Source organism: Pseudomonas sp. NPDC087814 (assembly GCF_044742865.1).
GTDB lineage: Bacteria > Pseudomonadota > Gammaproteobacteria > Pseudomonadales > Pseudomonadaceae > Aquipseudomonas.
Map to the genome: position 1 here is coordinate 26,821 of NZ_JBIUVK010000003.1, position 16,953 is coordinate 43,773.

10 protein-coding genes and 1 pseudogene are annotated in these 16,953 nt (G+C 61.7%); 7 read left to right on the plus strand and 4 right to left on the minus strand.

Translation table 11 applies throughout. The features are described 5' to 3' along the window. The first annotated feature begins 17 nt into the window (after nucleotides 1-17). A complete protein-coding gene (locus ACIOMR_RS03600) occupies nucleotides 18-893 on the plus strand; it encodes an SMP-30/gluconolactonase/LRE family protein (RefSeq protein WP_102369086.1) in 876 nt (291 codons plus the stop codon). A gap of 48 nt (nucleotides 894-941) precedes the next feature. Further along, on the plus strand, nucleotides 942-1,946 hold the full coding sequence (locus tag ACIOMR_RS03605; protein WP_003217769.1) for a substrate-binding domain-containing protein: 1,005 nt from the start codon (nucleotides 942-944) through the stop codon (nucleotides 1,944-1,946). Nucleotides 1,947-2,100: 154 nt separating this feature from the next. Here ACIOMR_RS03605 and ACIOMR_RS03610 read toward each other — a convergent pair whose 3' ends face one another. After that, nucleotides 2,101-3,249, minus strand: coding sequence for an aldose epimerase family protein (locus tag ACIOMR_RS03610; RefSeq protein ID WP_102369085.1), 1,149 nt, complete (start codon nucleotides 3,247-3,249; stop codon nucleotides 2,101-2,103). Nucleotides 3,250-3,377: 128 nt separating this feature from the next. Between ACIOMR_RS03610 and ACIOMR_RS03615 the strand changes: the two genes are divergently transcribed. Next, complete coding sequence (locus tag ACIOMR_RS03615) at nucleotides 3,378-4,160, plus strand: SDR family NAD(P)-dependent oxidoreductase (RefSeq protein WP_003217767.1); 783 nt, start codon at nucleotides 3,378-3,380, stop codon at nucleotides 4,158-4,160. 122 nt (nucleotides 4,161-4,282) lie between these two features. Then, complete coding sequence (treS, locus tag ACIOMR_RS03620; RefSeq protein ID WP_401192257.1) at nucleotides 4,283-6,334, plus strand: maltose alpha-D-glucosyltransferase; 2,052 nt, start codon at nucleotides 4,283-4,285, stop codon at nucleotides 6,332-6,334. 36 nt (nucleotides 6,335-6,370) lie between these two features. Here treS and ACIOMR_RS03625 read toward each other — a convergent pair whose 3' ends face one another. The 3 genes from ACIOMR_RS03625 to ACIOMR_RS03635 all read right to left on the minus strand — a co-directional run bounded on the left by ACIOMR_RS03625 (nucleotide 6,371) and on the right by ACIOMR_RS03635 (nucleotide 12,180). Continuing rightward, nucleotides 6,371-9,418 (minus strand): efflux RND transporter permease subunit, encoded by a 3,048-nt coding sequence (locus ACIOMR_RS03625; RefSeq protein ID WP_401192260.1) that lies wholly within the window; start codon nucleotides 9,416-9,418, stop codon nucleotides 6,371-6,373. A gap of 9 nt (nucleotides 9,419-9,427) precedes the next feature. Beyond that, nucleotides 9,428-10,540: an efflux RND transporter periplasmic adaptor subunit gene (locus tag ACIOMR_RS03630; RefSeq protein ID WP_008433355.1), complete on the minus strand. Its 1,113-nt coding sequence runs from the start codon at nucleotides 10,538-10,540 to the stop codon at nucleotides 9,428-9,430. Between the two features lie 104 nt (nucleotides 10,541-10,644). Next, a complete protein-coding gene (locus ACIOMR_RS03635) occupies nucleotides 10,645-12,180 on the minus strand; it encodes an efflux transporter outer membrane subunit (RefSeq protein ID WP_401192263.1) in 1,536 nt (511 codons plus the stop codon). A 409-nt stretch (nucleotides 12,181-12,589) separates the two neighbouring features. Here ACIOMR_RS03635 and ACIOMR_RS03640 point away from each other — a divergent pair, with 409 nt between their 5' ends. From ACIOMR_RS03640 to ACIOMR_RS03650, 3 genes and pseudogenes are all read left to right on the plus strand, one after another. Next, nucleotides 12,590-13,546, plus strand: a complete 957-nt coding sequence (locus ACIOMR_RS03640; protein ID WP_008433361.1) for an ABC transporter substrate-binding protein — start codon at nucleotides 12,590-12,592, stop codon at nucleotides 13,544-13,546. Between the two features lie 23 nt (nucleotides 13,547-13,569). Beyond that, nucleotides 13,570-14,900, plus strand: a pseudogene (locus tag ACIOMR_RS03645) (LLM class flavin-dependent oxidoreductase). Between the two features lie 96 nt (nucleotides 14,901-14,996). Continuing rightward, nucleotides 14,997-16,943, plus strand: coding sequence for a PAS domain S-box protein (locus ACIOMR_RS03650; RefSeq protein ID WP_401192266.1), 1,947 nt, complete (start codon nucleotides 14,997-14,999; stop codon nucleotides 16,941-16,943). Nucleotides 16,944-16,953 lie beyond the last annotated feature (10 nt).

Sequence of the window (16,953 nt, forward strand, 5' to 3'; positions counted from 1 at the left end):
AGAAAGCAGGAGGTTTCATGTCGTGGACCGCAGTCACACCGCACCGGGCTCGGCTGGGCGAAGGGCCGTTCTGGGATGTACCGGGCCAGGCCTTGTATTGGGTGGACATCATCGGCCAGCAGGCCTTGCGCCTGCAGGGCGGGCAATTGCACACCTGGCAATTGCCTGAGCCGGTCTCGGCGTTTATTCCGTGCGCCAGCGGCGATGCACTGGTGACCCTGAGCAGCGGCGTGTATCGTCTCGACCTCGATTCGACGCCGAGCGATCCGCGCCTGACCTTGCTTTGCGTCGCCGATCCGCAAGCGGGCAACCGTGCCAACGAAGCCCGCTGCGACGCCCAGGGCCGGCTGTGGCTGGGCACCATGCAGAACAACATCGGCGAGCACGGTGAAGACTTGCCGGTGCTGCGACGTTCCGGCGGCCTGTTCCGGGTCGATACCGACGGGCAGGTCACGCCGTTGCTGCAAGGCTTGGGCATTCCCAACACCTTGCTCTGGAACGACGCCGCCACCCACGTGCATTTCGGCGACAGCCTGGACGGCACGCTCTATCAATATCCGATTAATGAACAGGGCCAGCTCGCACCTGCGCAAGTCTGGTTCGGGCCTCACTCCCGGGGTGGCCCGGACGGCTCGGCCATGGACGCCGAAGGCTATATCTGGAACGCCCGCTGGGACGGCAGCTGCCTGCTGCGGCTGACGCCGGACGGTGAAGTTGACCGGGTCATCGAATTGCCGGTCAGCCGTCCCACCAGTTGCGTGTTCGCAGGCCCCGACCTCAAGACCTTGTACATCACCAGTGCCGCCAGCCCGCTGGATCACCCGCTGGACGGTGCGGTGCTGGCCATTGAGGTCGATGTGCCGGGGAAAACCTGCCACCGCTTTGCAGGATAACCAACAGGCTGTTTAACGCACTCAAAAACAACAACAAGGAGTCACCCTATGAATCGTCGTCGTGGTATCCGTTCCCTGTGCTGCGCCGCTGTGGCGGTGTCCGCCGTCGGCCTGAGCAGCCTGTTGCTGGCGGCCGAGCCGGTGAAGATCGGCTTTCTGGTCAAGCAGGCGGAAGAGCCCTGGTTCCAGACCGAATGGGCCTTCGCCGAAAAGGCCGGCAAGGACAAGGGCTTCGAGGTGATCAAGATCGCCGTGCCCGACGGCGAGAAAACCCTCTCGGCCATCGACAGCCTGGCGGCCAACGGTGCCAAGGGTTTTGTGATTTGCCCGCCGGACGTGTCCCTCGGCCCGGCGATCATGGCCAAGGCCAAAGCCAACGGCTTGAAAGTGATCGCCGTGGATGACCGTTTTGTGGACGCCAAGGGCAACTTCATGGAAGACGTGCCTTACCTGGGCATGGCCGCGTTTGAAGTGGGCGAGAAGCAGGGCAGTGCCATGGCCACTGAAGCGAAAAAACGTGGCTGGGACTGGAAGGACACCTATGCGGTGATCAACACCTACAACGAACTCGATACCGGTAAAAAGCGCACTGATGGCTCGGTCAAATCCCTGAAGGCTGCGGGTATTCCGGATGACCACATCCTGTACGCAGCCCTCAAGACCCTCGACGTCCCCGGCAGCATGGACGCCACCAACTCGGCGCTGGTCAAGCTGCCCGGCGGCGCGAAAAACCTGATCATCGGCGGCATGAATGACAACACCGTGCTTGGCGGCGTGCGCGCCACCGAAAGCGCCGGGTTTGCGGCGGCGAATGTCATCGGCATCGGCATCAACGGCACCGATGCCATTGGCGAATTGAAGAAAGCCAACAGCGGCTTCTTCGGCTCGATGCTGCCCAGCCCGCACATCGAGGGCTACAACACCGCGAGCATGATGTTCGAGTGGGTCACTACGGGTAAGGAGCCGCCGAAGTACACGGCCATGGATGAGGTGACGCTGATCACCCGCGAGAACTTCAAGCAGGAGCTGGAAAAGATCGGTTTGTGGAACTGATGGCCGCTGACGTTTCCCGGCAGCCCTGCTAACGCCGGTACTGTGGGAGCTGTCGAGCTTTGGCGAGGCTGCGATAGCGGTGGGTCAGGCACCTTGGATATTGATAGTGCCGCCGTCATCGCAGCCTCGCCAAAGCTCGACAGCTCCCACAGGTTTAGTCAGCAGAGAATTTCAGCACGGTATTCTGCGTGTAGGTCTGGCCAGGATCGAGACGGGTAGAGGGGAAGCTCGGCTGGTTGGGGCCGTCGGGAAAATGCTGGGTTTCCAGGGTGAACGCACTCCAGTGGGCGTAAGGCTTGCCACCCTTGCCCTTGATCGTCCCGTCGAGGAAGTTGCCGGTATAGAACTGCACGCCAGGCTCGCTGGTATACAGCTGCAAGCGGCGACCGGACTGCGGGTCACGAACGTCGGCGGCCAGTTTGCCGATATCACCTTTGGCATCCAGCACCCAGTTGAAGTCAAAGCCGCCTTGTTTAGGTTCGGCGAATTTCAGCTGGGGATGATCGTCCTTGATGTGCTGGCCGATGGCAGTGGGCTTGAGAAAGTCCATCGGCGTGCCGGCGACCGGGGCCAGTTCGCCGGTGGGAATCAGGGTGCTGTTGACCGGGGTGTAATGGCTGGCATGCAGGGTGGCGACCTGCTTGAGCACATCACCGCTGCCGGCGCCGGCGAGGTTGAAGTAACTGTGGTTGGTGAGGTTGAGCACCGTGGGTTTGTCGGTGGTGGCCTTGTAGTCGATGTGCAGTTCGTTCTTGTCGTTGAGGCTATAGGTGACATCGACTTTCAGGTTGCCGGGGAAACCCATCTCGCCGTCCTTTGACAGGTAGCTCAGGGTCACGCCCACCGAATCGTCCTGCTTGACCGGCTGGGCTTTCCACACATGCTTGTCGAAACCTTGCGGGCCGCCGTGCAGCGAGTTCGGCCCGTCGTTGAGGGGCACTTGATAGCGTTTGCCGTCCAGTTCAAAGCTGCCCTTGTCCAGGCGATTGCCAAAACGGCCGATGGTCGCGCCGAAGAACGCAGTACCGGCCTGGTAGCCCTGGACGTCATCGAAGCCCAGCACCACGTCGGCGAACTGGCCGTGTTTGTCGGGTACTTTCAGCGACTGCAAAACCGCGCCATAGGTGATGACCGTGGCTTGTACGCCATGACTGTTACGCAATACATACTGCTCGACGGCGGTGCCGTCATTGGTTTTGCCGAAGGGTTTGTGTTCGCTGGACAAGCCAGCCGCCTGAGCGCCCAGGCTGGCCACCGCCAGGGAGAGGCCAAGGCCGGTAAGCAGGAATCGGGATTGCCGCATGACTGAGCTACCTTTATTGTTGTTGATTAAATAGTTCTACTATTTATTCGGCTGCAGGGCTGATTTATAGCCAATATCGCAAAACATGCAATATAAAATAAGACTAAATACAGCGGAGTGACTGCCCCATGAACACTGAAAAACAGCCCGGCGCGCAGGCGATGTACCCGGACCTGCGGGATAAAACCGTGCTGATCTCCGGCGGTGCTTCCGGGATAGGCGAGGCCATGGTGCGTGCCTTCGCACGCCAGGGGGCCAAGGTAGCCTTCGTGGACCGGGCGCAAGGGCAGGGCGACCGATTGGCGGCGATATTGTCGGCCGAGGGCCATGCCGTCGAATTCGCCCATTGCGATATCACCGACGAGATCGCGTACAAGGCCGCGATAGCGTGCCTGGCGCAGAGCCTCGGGCCGATCGACGTGCTGGTGAATAATGCCGCCAATGACGTTCGGCACACCCTGGATGAAATCGACTCGGAGCGGTTCGACCAACTGATTTCGGTCAACCTGAAGCACGGGTTTTTCGCGGCCCGGGCCGTGGTGCCGATGATGAAGGCCGCAGGCGGCGGGTCGATCATCAACCTGGGTTCCATCGGCTGGATGATGGCTTCCAGCGGCTACCCGGTATATGCCGCCAGCAAAGCCGCCGCCCACGGCATGACCCGGGCCCTGGCGCGGGAGCTTGGGCCCAGCCGTATCAGGGTCAATACGCTGGTGCCGGGCTGGGTGATGACCGAGAAACAACTGGCGATGTGGGTGGATGACGCGGCCCGGGAGTTGATCGCCCGCAGCCAGTGCCTGCCGGGCAGTGTGGAGCCGGAACATATCGCCAATATGGCGCTGTTCCTGGCCTCTGATGTATCGGCGATGTGTACCGCACAGAACTTCATTGTGGACGGTGGATGGGTCTAGGCCGGGGAAGGGTCGCCATCCCGGATGCAACGAATCGCCGCCCGGGGCCTCATACAGTAACGAACGGTGGTTCATATGCAGCCACCGCAACCGACTACTTCATGGGTGCAGGTGATTGATTTATGACGGACGCCGATAAGAAACATGTGGCCTGGCTGGTGGAACAATCGATGCTGCATGCCGCCAAGCAGCGCGCCAGGCTTTATTCGGGGCAAGGCCGGTTGTGGCAACAGCCATATGCCCATACCCGGCCCCGTGATGCTTCAGCCCTGGCATCGGTGTGGTTCACGGCCTATCCGGCGTCCATCGTCACCCGTGAGAACGGCAGCGTACTGGAGGCCCTGGGCGATGAAACCTTGTGGCACGCGCTGTCGAAAATCGGCATCCAGGGCATCCATAACGGCCCGTTGAAACGCTCGGGCGGTCTATCCGGTACCGAGCACACTCCCACCATTGACGGCAATTTTGACCGCATCAGCTTCGACATCGACCCGCAACTGGGCACCGAAGCCCAGCTTCAGGCGCTGGCCCGCATCGCCGCGGCGCACAACGCGGTGATCATTGACGATGTGATCCCGTCCCACACCGGCAAGGGCGCGGACTTCCGCCTGGCCGAGATGGCCTACGAAGACTATCCCGGGCTCTACCACATGGTGGAGATCCGCGAAGAAGACTGGCCGCTGCTGCCCGACATCAGCGAGGGCCGCGATGCGCAGAACCTCAGCCCACAGCAGGTCGACGTACTCAGGGACAAGCACTACATCGTCGGCCAGTTGCAACGGGTGATCTTCTTCGAGCCCGGGGTCAAGGAAACCGACTGGAGCGCGACCGATGTGGTCATCGGCGTGGACGGCAAGCCCCGGCGCTGGGTGTACCTGCATTACTTCAAGGAAGGGCAGCCGTCGCTGAACTGGCTGGACCCGACCTTCGCCGCGCAGCAGATGATCATCGGCGACGCCCTGCACGCCATCGACGTGATGGGGGCGAAGATCCTGCGCCTGGACGCCAACGGTTTCCTTGGCGTGGAACGAAAACTGGAAGGTAACGCCTGGTCTGAAAGCCATCCGCTGTCCATCACCGGCAACCAGATCCTGGGCGGCGCGATTCGCAAGGCGGGCGGTTTCAGCTTCCAGGAATTGAACCTGACGGTGGACGACATCGCCGCCATGTCCCACGGCGGCGCAGACCTGTCCTACGACTTCATCACGCGCCCGGCTTACCAGCACGCGTTATTGATGGGCGACACCGAATTCCTGCGCCTGATGCTGCGGGAGATGCACACCCTGGGCATCGACCCCGGCTCGCTGATCCACGCCTTGCAGAACCATGACGAGCTGACCCTGGAACTGGTGCACTTCTGGACGTTGCACGCCCATGACACCTACCTCTATCAGGGGCAGACCTTTCCCGGCGGCATCCTGCGCGAGCATATCCGCGAGCAGATGTACGAACGCCTGGCTGGCGAACACGCGCCGTATAACCTGAAGTTCGTGACCAACGGCGTGTCCTGCACCACCGCCAGCATCATTACGGCGGCGCTGGGCATTCGCGACCTTGAGGCGATTACCCCGGCGGATATCCAGCAGATCCGCCAGATTCACCTGCTGCTGGTGATGTACAACGCGATGCAACCGGGGGTGTTTGCACTGTCCGGCTGGGACCTGGTGGGCGCATTGCCGTTACCGGCGCAGGAGGTGGCCCACTTGATGCTGGATGGCGACACACGCTGGATCCATCGAGGCGCCTATGACCTGGTGGACCTGAATCCGGATGCGGAGCAATCCGCCGGGCAGATGCCGCGCCCGAAAACCTTGTATGGCAGCCTGATCAGCCAGTTGGCCGACCCGGATTCGTTTGCCTCGCAACTGCAAAGAATCCTCGCGGTGCGCCGAGCCTACGACATCGCCGCCAGCCGCCAGATCCTGGTGCCGGATGTGCAGCACCCGGGGCTGTTGATCATGGTGCACGAGCTGCCGGCGGGCAAAGGTACTCAGATCACGGCGCTGAACTTCGGCTCGACGCCGATTACTGAAACCCTGCACCTGCCCGATATTGCGCCCGGGCCGGTGGTGGACATCATCAATGAGCGGGTGGAGGGCGATCTGACACCCGAGGGTGATTTCACCATCACGCTGGATGCGTATGAAGGCTTGGCGCTGCGGGTAGTGATCTGACCCACTGATCCACTGCAGGAGCGAGCCAGCTCGCTCCTACACGGGGACCGGCTGTTCCGCCTCCTGATGGTGCGTGGAGCCAATGAACATATACATCGCCGGCACCATGAACAGCGTCAGCACGGTACCGATCGACAACCCGGCGAAGATCACCAGGCCCATGTCATGCCGTCCCGCAGCCCCGGCACCGGAGGCCCACACCAGCGGCACCACGCCCAGCACCATGGCGGCGGTGGTCATCAGGATCGGCCGCAGACGCACGCCGGCGGCTTCTTCTATGGCCTCGCGCTTGCTGTGACCGGCGCGCTGCAACTCGTTGGCAAACTGCACGATCAGGATCCCGTGCTTGGTGATCAACCCCAGCAACGTCACCAGCCCCACCTGGGTGTACACGTTGATCGAGGCAAACCCCATGGTGATAAACGCCAACGCGCCGAAGAGTGCAGGGGGCACCGAGAACAGGATCACCACCGGGTCGCGGAAACTCTCGAACTGAAACGCCAGGGCCAGGTACACGATCAGGATCGAAAACATCAGCAGGCCGAAGAACCCGCCGGATTCCTGCATGAACTGGCGTGATTCGCCGGAGAAGTCCGAGGTGTAACCCGACGGCGCAATATTGGTCAGAATGGTGTTCAGTTTCGCCAGCAGTTCGCCCTGGGCCACGCCGCTGACGCCCGACAGGGTCGCCGAGTTGAGTTGCTGGAAGTGGTTGATGGATTCCGGCTGGGTCGAGGTTTCGATATGCGCCACGGTGCGCGCCTGGATCATGCTGCCGGATGGCGTGCGAATGTAGTAATCGAGAATCTGGTCCGGGTTGAGGCGATCAACCTGCAACACCTGGGGAATGACTTTGTACGAGCGCCCGGCAGTGGAGAAGTAGTTCACGTAGTTGCCGCCCAGTGCCGCGGACAGCGCCGCACCGACGTCGGCCTGGGTCATGCCCAGTGCGGCGATTTTTTCCCGGTCCACCACCAGCTTGGCTTGTGGCTTGTCGAGTTTCAGGTCCATGTCGGAGAAATAGAACAGCTGTTGTTTTTGGGCCTCGGCCACCACGGCCTGGGCGACTTCGTTGAGGTTTTCCACCGAGTCGGTGGTGGTGATCACGAACTGCACCGGCAAGCCCTGGGCGCCCGGCAGCGACGGCAGGGGGAAGGCGGCGATGGTGGCGCTCGGCACCTGGTTCCATTTCTGCTGGAGTTCCAATATCAGTTGGGCCTGGGAGCGCGAGCGGTCGCCCCAGTTTTTCAGCAGCACACCGCCCAGGCCCTGGTTGAGGATAGGCAACCCGGTCAGCTGGAACATCTGCGCGTATTCCGGCTCTTTGTTGGCGATCTGGAAGGCCTGGTCGGCGATGCGCTCCATCTGCTGCGGCGAGGCAGTGGGCGGGCCCTTGATCTGCATGAACACCAGCCCCTGGTCCTCGGTGGGCGACAGTTCGCTTTTGGCGGTCATGCCGCTGGCGGCCACCAGCAGGAACAGCACAAAACCAAACGTCACCAGCACCGGCCATACGTTCAGGCCGCCCGAGAGTACGCGGTGGTAACGGCCCCGCAACCAGTCAAAGTACTGATCGAGCTTGCGGGCGAAACGACCTTCTTCCTGCCCGGTCTTGAACAGCCGGGAGGTCATCATCGGCGAAAGCGTCAACGCCACCACGGCCGACACAGTCACGGCACCCGCCAGCGAGAAACAGAACTCCTTGAACAGCGCACCGGTAAGGCCGCTGCGCAGCCCGATGGGCACGTAGGCCGCGATCAGCACCACGGTCATCGCGATGATCGGCCCACCCAGTTCCCGCGCGGCAACCAGCGCAGCCTCCAGCACGCCTTTGCCTTCTTCCTTGATATGCCGGTCGACGTTTTCCACCACGATAATCGCGTCGTCCACCACCAGGCCGATCGCCAATACCAGGGCAAGCAGGGTCAGCAGGTTTATCGAGTACCCCAGCAGGTACATGATGAAGAAGGTCCCGACCAGCGACAGCGGGATCGCCACCAGCGGCACGATCACCGCGCGGAACGAGCCGAGGAACAGGTAGATCACCACCGACACAATGATCATCGCCTCGACCAAGGTCTTCACCACCTCATAGATCGAGGTGTTGATGAACTCCGTGGAGTCATACACGATCTCGCCGCGTACCCCGGTGGGCAACTGGGATTGCAGCTCGGGGAAGGCCTCGCGCACGCTGTCGGCCACCGTCAGGATATTGGCAGTCGGCGCCGTCTTGATGCCGATGAACACCGAGCGCTTGCCGGAAAACGCCACGCTGCTGTCGTAGCTTTCGGCGCCGAGGGTGACGGTGGCCACGTCCTCCAGGTACACCAGTGCATCGCCTTTCTGCTTGACCACCAGCCGCTTGAATTCATCCACCGTGTGCAAGTCGGTCCCGGCCGTCAGGTCGACCGTCACCGTTTGCCCACGGGTGGAACCGACGGCAGACAGGTAGTTGTTGTTGGCCAGGGCGGTGGACACGTCCTGGGCTGTCACGTTATGCGCCGCCAGTTTGTTCGGGTCCATCCAGGCGCGCAGGGCGAACTGGCGCCCGCCGAGGATTTCTGCGGTTTGCACGCCCTGGATTGAGTCCAGCTTGGGCTTGACCACCCGCACCAGGTAGTCGGTGATGTTGTTGGTGGGCAGGGTGTCGCTGTAGAAACCCAGGTACATGGCGTCTGTGGTCTGCCCGACCGCCACCGTCAGCACCGGTTCCTGGGACTGCGCCGGCAGTTGGTTCTTGACCGAGTTGACCTGGGTGTTGATCTCGGTGAGGGCCTTGCTCGCGTCGTAATTCAGCCGCAGCGTGGCGGTAATCGTCGAGACACCGGTGATGCTGGTTGAAGACAGGTAGTCAATGCCCTGGGCCTGGGCGATGGCCGATTCAAGCGGCTGGGTGATAAAGCCGGCAACGGTGGAGGCGTCCGCGCCGTAGTAGGCGGTGGTGATGGTGACCACGGTATTTTCGGTGCGTGGCCATTGGTTCACCGGCAATTCGAAGATCGAGCGCAGCCCCAGGATCAGGATGAACAGCGAGACGACAATCGCCCAAACCGGCCGCTGGATAAAGGTATCGGTAAGCTTCATGGGACACCTTTAGTGTTCTTGGGGAGTCGGCGCAGGATCGTTCAGCGGCGCGGCGCTGTTATCGACCTTCACCGGCGAGCCATTCTTGAGCTTCATCTGGCCGCTGGTGATCAGCAGATCGCCTTCCTTCACACCCGACAGGATCGCCACCTGATCGCCCCGGGTCGGCCCGGTCTTGATGAAAGTCTGTTGCGCGGTGAGGACTTCCTCACCCTTGTCGTTCTTGCTCGATGTGGCAATGAATACTGTGGTGCCGTAAGGGTTGTAGGTCACCGATGTCTGCGGAACGGTGAGGTAGCGCTGCGTCGCACCGGAGTTGACCACGGCGCGGGCAAACATCCCGGGCACCAGGTTCTGCTTGGGGTTGTCGACGGTGGCTTCCACGGTGACATTGCGCGTGGTGGCGTCGAACTGGGTGTCGATGGTGCTGATCTTGCCGGTGAAGGTTTGATTCGACAGTCCGTCGGCCGTTACCGAAACCCCTTGGCCGATGGCGATGGCCTCCATTTGAGTCTGGGGCACCGTGAAGTCGATGTAGATCGGATCGAAGGTTTGCAGCGTGGCGATCTTGTCGCCGGGGTTGAGGTATTGGCCAGGGTTGACGCTGGTGATGCCGATGCGCCCGGCAAACGGTGCGCGGATGGTTTTTTTCGCCACCAGCGCGCGCTGTTGTTCGGCGGCGGCGAGCTTGGCTTTGAGGTCGGCGGTGTCAGTGTCCACTTGTGCCTGGGAGATGGCGTTAACCGCCAGTTGCGCCTTGTCACGCTTGAGGACGATCACCGCCAGGTCGGCCGTGGCCTCAAGGGAATGCAATTGCGCGATGTCCGAGTCGGCATTCAGCTGGACGAGCAGCGCCTGGGCCGCCACTTCTTGCCCGGGCGTGAAGCCGATGGTGCGCACGATGCCGCCCACTTCAGTGGTCACATCCACCCCCCTGACCGCTTTCATTGAGCCCACGGCGCTGACATTCGGTTGCCAGTCGCTGAACGGCACCTTCATGGCCGTGACCACGGAGGCGGGCAGGGGCATTTTCGACTGGGCGATCAGCGCCGAAATCTGCACGAACTTCACCCCGGCAATGATCGCCACAATCACCAGCACCACCACGATCATGATGATCATCGGCCGCCACAGTCGGCGCTTGCGCGGTGCGCCGGGCTCGGTGGGCAGGGGAGAGGCGGTTATGACGTCAGCCATGGATGTTCTCGCTGTTTCAAGAGTTCAGTTCAGTTGAACCGTGCCGAATCGGCAGGCGCTGCCTCGTTCCTGGCCGGCATGATCTCGTTCCACGAAGGCAGGCCGAACCGATCAGGCCGGCCCTTGGTGGCAGGGTCCACATCGGCACGGTTCCACCATCCGCCACCCAATGCCTGGAAGAGCGCGGTGGTGTCGCTGTAGCGGGAGGCCTGCGCCCTGACCCGGGCCAGCACGGTGTTCTGGTAGGTTTGCTGGGCCGTGAGCAGGTTGATGTACGCCACGGCACCGAGTTTGAACTGCGCCTGCACCAGGTCCAGGTTGGCTTGGGCAGAGCGCTCGGCCACCACCTGCTGGTTGAGCGCATCGGCATCCGCCTCCAGCGCCCGCAGTGCGTTGGCCACGTCCTGGAACGCGCCGATCACCGTGCCACGGTAGCGGGCTGCCGATTCGTCATAGGCGGCCACGGCAGCGCGTTTGCGATGTTCGAGTGCGCCGGCATCAAAGATCGGTTGGGTGATCGACCCGGCTAGGCTCCAGACCCCACTGCCCGCCGAAAACAATTTGGTCCCGCTGGCCACCGTGGAGCCCACCGACCCGGTAATGCTGAACTGGGGCAACTGATTGGCGACGGCCACGCCGATATTGGCACTGGCCTGATGCAGTTGCGCCTGCGCGGAACGCACATCGGGCCGCTGGCCAACGATGGCCGAAGGCAGGCTGAGCGGCAGTTCTTCGGGCAGGTGCAGGGAGGCGAGGTTGAAGCGCTCGTCCCGGTCCTGGTTGGGAAACCGGCCGAGGTAGGCCATCAACTGGTTGCGGGTCTGGGCGAACTGCTTTTGCAGGGGCGGCAAGGTGGCACGGGTTTGCGCCAGCGCGGTCTGCTGTGTGAGCACGTCGGTGTCACCGATCGCACCCAGCCGGCGCTGCGCCTGCAGGACGTCGAGCTGATCACTCTGTAGCCGAATGATGGTTTCGGTGGCGGCGATCTGGTCGCGTATAGAGGCCAGGCTGACTGCGGTGTTCACCACATTGGAGGTCAACGTGAGGTAGGTCGCCTCCAACTGGAAGCGCTCGTACTCGGCCTGGGCCGAGGTGGATTCAATTTGCCGGCGCGTGCCGCCGAATACATCCGGGGCATAGGACACGCTCAGCGACGCCGAGCTCACCGTGAGAATCGGCGACTCCGGCAGGCCCGAGGTGACGCCCGATACTTTCTCGCGGGCCTTCTGCACGTTGCCGCTCACCGAGGGAAACAGCGACGCCTGGTCGGCATAGACCAGCTCGTTGGCCTGGCGCAATGCCGCCTGCGCGGCGGTGACATCCGGGTTGGCGCGCAAGGCTTCTTCCACCAGCGCGTTCAATTCCGGCGAGCGGAACAGCGTCCACCATTGCCCGGGAATATCCATCCCGGCGATCAGCCGCTGTGCCGCACCGCCGGTGTCGATATCGGCCTTGGCGGTGGAGGTGAGTTTTTCTCGTGAATAATCGGCGTTCGCCGGCACCTCAGGACGCGCGAAATCGGGCCCGACGGTGCATCCGGCGAGGGCGATGCACAGCAGGCTCAAGGGAGCCAGAAGGTGGGGTGGTCGAAAAAGGGCGCGGCTGTGCGCCACTGGTTGCGGTGCCGATGCAAGCTGCCGAGGCTGCTCTTTCATATTTACTCTGATTAATCAGTTGGTTAACTGCTTTATTTGTTGAGCAATGAGTGCGCGGGCATCGGGCCATACGGCTGAAAAAATGGCGCGAGAGTCGCCGAATTCAAATCAGTGTAGGTGGTGCAGGCGGGTACGCAATGTCCGTGCGCGCCGACCCCCCCAAAAAATGCATTTAACGCATTAATATCGAATTAGGTTATGCGTTATAAGTATTTTACATGCGGCCGTCAGCCCCTCATCGTAGCCCTCCCTACGAACACTGCCGAGACCGCACGCGCGGATCGACTTTCAATGCTTGAGAAGGCATCTGGAGACGAACGTGCGTTACCTGACAAAACTGGCGGCCGGGTTGGCCGCCACGCTGCTGTGCCTGACCGCGAACGCGCAAACGCTGGTGGTCGGAGACCAAAGCTACAACGCCCAGGCCGTGATGGAAGCGGCGGGGGTGCTGGATGATCTGCCCTACACCCTTGAATGGAAGCAATTCACTGCCGGGTCTCCGGTGGCGGAAGCCCTCAATACCAACAGCCTCGACATCGGCCTGCTCGGCGATGCGCCCGTGCTGTTCCTCGGTGCACTCGGCGCACCGATCAAGGTGATTGCCATCAGCCGGCAAAACCTCGAGGGCGTGGCCATCCTGGTGAAAAAGGATTCCTCGATCCACAGCCTTGCGGACCTCAAAGGCAAGCGCGCCGCCATCTGGAAAGGCTCCTGGAGCCAGCAACTGCTGCTGACCGCACTGGATAAGGCCGGCGTGCCGAAAGACGCCCTGGAGTTGCGTTACCTCAGTGCACTGGATGCTTCCCACGCACTGGAAGGCGGTTCGGTCGACGTCATCGCCACCTGGGAACCCTACGTCACCCAACAGGAACGCCAGGGCGCACGGGTATTGGCGACCGCAGACGGGCTGATCCCGGCCCAGAGTTTCGTCGCCGCCAGCACCAGGGCCGTCGATAACAAGCGTGCGCAAATCAGCGATTTTCTCCAACGCCTGAAGAAAGCCCGTGACTGGACGCGCCAAAGCCCGGCCAACGCCGACGCGTATGCAGATGCCTGGGCCAAGCGCACCCGCGCAGATGCCGACATTGCCCGCGCCTGGTTTGCCCGGGCACGCACGACGGTCGAACCGGTGACAGCCCAGTCGCCTGTAGAAGCACAAAAGACCGTGGACTTTTTCGCAAGCCAGGGACTGGTCAAGTCTTACCCGGCAGCCAAGCTGTTCGACGACTCCTTCGCGGCGTCCTTGCAACCAGCCGTCGCCAGAACCCAGCCCTGAACGTTTCCAGGAATACGTAGGACATGACTAAAAGACAGCTCAAACTCGGCGCCCTGACCATGGGCTGCGGCGGGCCCGGCCGCCACAATCTGTGGCTCGACCCGCAATTGCCGGCCGATGCCAGCGTCAACGTCGACTGGTACATCGACATTGCACGCCAGGCCGAGGCGGCATTGTTCGACTTGATGTTCATCGTCGACAGCCAATTCATCACACCGGGTTCGCCATCCCACTACCTGAACCGGCTGGAGCCGCTGACGCTGTTATCGGCACTTGCCGTAAGCACCCGGCACCTGGGCCTGGTCGGTACGCTGACGACCTCTTACAACTCGCCCTATAACGTCGCGCGGCGCCTGGCCTCACTCGACCTGATCAGCAAAGGCCGCGCCGGCTGGAACGTGGTCACCAGCGGCGACGCCGGTACCGCCGGCAACTACAGCCGCGACGAACATTATGACTACGACACCCGCTATGGCCGGGCGGCCGAACACGTCCAGGTCGTGCAGGGCCTGTGGAACTCCTATGAGGAAGAGGCCTTCGTGCGTGACCGCGCCACCGGTCGGTTTCTCGACCCCGCCAAACTCCACAGCCTGAATCACAAGGGCGAGCACTTTTCCGTGGTCGGGCCGCTGAATATCCAGCGCTCACCCCAGGGCCAACCGGTGATCTTCCAGGCTGGCGATTCGGACAAGGCCGCGACCTCGGCGCAGCCACGGCCGATGTGATCTTTACCCATGCGGCCAGCATCGAGCAGGGCCAGGCTTTTTATCGGGATATCAAGGGCAGGGCGCTGCAACATGGCCGTGACCCGAAGCAATTGCTGGTGATGCCCGGCGCCGAGATTTATGTAGGCGATACCGATGAACAGGCGCGTGAAATCGAGCGGCACTACCATCAGGCCGACCACAGTTTCGAGCTGGCGCTGAAGGAGTTCGGACGCAATTTCGGCTGGCATGATTTCAGCCAGTACGACCTTGATGCGCCGTTCCCGCAGGAGAGCCTGGAGGCGGCACGCAGCAGCTTTTTTACCGCGGCCAAACGCATTGCCGATCAGGCACGGGAGAAAGGTTTTACATTGCGCCAGGCGGTGGAGTTCGGGCGGCAACTGCGCCCGGGAGCGTTTGTCGGATCGGCGGATACCGTCGCTCGGAAAATGGCTGACTGGCTTGAAGCCCGCGCGGTGGATGGTTTCAATATCTACATCGGCCATCCGGAGCAGTTCAAGCGCTTCACGCACGAGGTCATCCCGTTGTTGCAGGAGCGCGGCGTCTATCGCACGGCTTATGAAGGTACGACCTTGCGGGAAAGCCTGGGATTGAAGATTCCACGGTTTGCGCGCAACGGCGGCGGTTGACTCAAAAAAACTGTCCAGATGAATAAATTGGTGGGCCGGGGATTTTTTTAGACATACTGAGGGCTCAAGCCACTCATTTGTCCCGAGACTTTCCTGATGCCATCCCATCCTGCACAAGGGCCTTTCAATCAGGACGACCGGTATCGACTGCTCGTCGACGCAGTGGTCGACTATGCCATCTATATGCTTGATACGAACGGCTTGATTCGCAGTTGGAACTCCGGGGCGAGGAAGATCAAGCAGTACGAACAGAGTGAAGTGCTGGGCAGGCATTTTTCGCTGTTCTACACCCCGGAAGACCTGGCCTCGGACTTGCCGGGCCGGGCACTCAAGAGCGCCGAGCAGTCAGGGCGCTTCGAGGGCGAAGGTTGGCGCATCCGCAAGGATGGAACTCGTCTCTGGGCACTGGTGATCATCGACCCGATACGCGCCGACGACGGCACGTTGATTGGCTTCGCCAAGGTCACACGGGACCTGACCGAGCGTAAGGCCGCGGAACAGGCGCTGCGCCAGAGCGAGCAGCAATTCAGCCTGCTGGTGCAAGGCGTCACCGACTACGCGCTGTATATGCTGGACCCCAATGGCGTGATCACCACCTGGAACGCCGGCGCCCAGCGCATCAAGGGTTATCAGCCGGCAGAAGTCATCGGCAGGCATTACTCCATGTTCTTCCAGCGTGAGGACGTAGACCACAACGTCCCGCAGCGCGCCCTTGAAACGGTGCTCAGGGAAGGTCGTTACGAAGGGCAGGGCTGGCGCCTGCGCAAGGACGGCACGGGATTCCTCGCCCATGTGGTTATCGACCCGATCAAGAATGAACTGGGTGAGCTGGTGGGGTTTGCGAAGATCACCCGGGACGTTACCGAAAGCGTGCAGGCTCAACAGGAGATCAAGGAAACCCGAGAGGCGTTATTCCAATCCCAGAAAATGGAGTCCCTGGGCCAGCTCACCGGCGGCATCGCCCATGACTTCAACAACCTCCTGATGGTGATTCTGGGGAGTCTTGAACTCGCCAAGAAGCGTGTCCCGCAGGACTCGAGAACCTGCGCCTTACTGAATAATGCCATCGCGGGCGCCCAGCGGGGCGCAACGCTGACTCAGCGGATGCTGGCCTTTGCCCGTCGCCAGGAGCTTGATCCTCAGCCTGTGGATGTGGGCGATCTGATCCGCAACATGTCAGACCTGCTGTCCCGCATGTTGGGCGCAGGCATCAACGTCGACACACAGTTCCCCTTGATCCTGCGGCCGGTATTGGTCGACATGAGCCAACTGGAAATGGCTGTGATGAACCTGGTGATCAACGCTCGGGACGCAATGGAAGGTCGGGGCAGGATCCTGATTTCAGCGCGGGAGGATGCGTTTCCCGACGGGGCGAATGACTCGCAAAGGCTGATTTGCATCTCTGTCATCGACACCGGCCCCGGGATGAATGACGCGACCTTGCAACGGGCCATGGAGCCGTTCTTCACCACCAAGGGAGCGGGAAAAGGCACCGGGCTTGGGCTTTCGATGGTGCATGGCCTGGCGGCACAGTCACAGGGCCACTTTGTGCTGAAGAGCCAGGTAGGAGAGGGCACAACCGCAGAGCTCTGGTTACCGGTGGCGGTGACCGACACCACACAGTCTGCGGCGCTGGCATCAACTGCAGATACACCCGATGCAGCCCATCAGCAAAGCCTCGAGATTCTGCTGGTAGATGACGACCCGCTGGTGCTGATCAGCACCGGGGCGATGCTTGAAGACCTGGGCCATCATGTTGTGTCGGCAGGAGATGGGCATGCTGCGTTGGCGTTCCTGGCGCAAGGCGCGTGCTTTGACCTGGTCGTGACAGACATGGCAATGCCGGACATGACCGGGATCGAGCTTGCCGGCAACATCGAGTCGTTGTATCCCAACCTTCCCATCATTCTTTCCTCAGGCTTTGCGGAAATCTCCCTGGACCTCAAGACCACATTGACGCGATTACCCAAGCCATTCGATCAATCTGCACTGGCCAGGGTGATCGCCGAAACCATGCGCAGCCGGATCGACAAGCCGTGTTGAGCGAGGCGGC

What these genes read in the sequence shown, in the direction of transcription:
- ACIOMR_RS03610 (WP_102369085.1), bottom strand. Translation starts at nt 3,249, where the DNA reads ATGCGGCAATCCCGATTCCTGCTTACCGGCCTTGGCCTCTCCCTGGCG.
- ACIOMR_RS03605 (WP_003217769.1), top strand. Translation starts at nt 942, where the DNA reads ATGAATCGTCGTCGTGGTATCCGTTCCCTGTGCTGCGCCGCTGTGGCG.
- ACIOMR_RS03650 (WP_401192266.1), top strand. Translation starts at nt 14,997, where the DNA reads ATGCCATCCCATCCTGCACAAGGGCCTTTCAATCAGGACGACCGGTAT.
- treS (WP_401192257.1), top strand. Translation starts at nt 4,283, where the DNA reads ATGACGGACGCCGATAAGAAACATGTGGCCTGGCTGGTGGAACAATCG.
- ACIOMR_RS03615 (WP_003217767.1), top strand. Translation starts at nt 3,378, where the DNA reads ATGAACACTGAAAAACAGCCCGGCGCGCAGGCGATGTACCCGGACCTG.
- ACIOMR_RS03625 (WP_401192260.1), bottom strand. Translation starts at nt 9,418, where the DNA reads ATGAAGCTTACCGATACCTTTATCCAGCGGCCGGTTTGGGCGATTGTC.
- ACIOMR_RS03630 (WP_008433355.1), bottom strand. Translation starts at nt 10,540, where the DNA reads ATGATCATCATGATCGTGGTGGTGCTGGTGATTGTGGCGATCATTGCC.
- ACIOMR_RS03600 (WP_102369086.1), top strand. Translation starts at nt 18, where the DNA reads ATGTCGTGGACCGCAGTCACACCGCACCGGGCTCGGCTGGGCGAAGGG.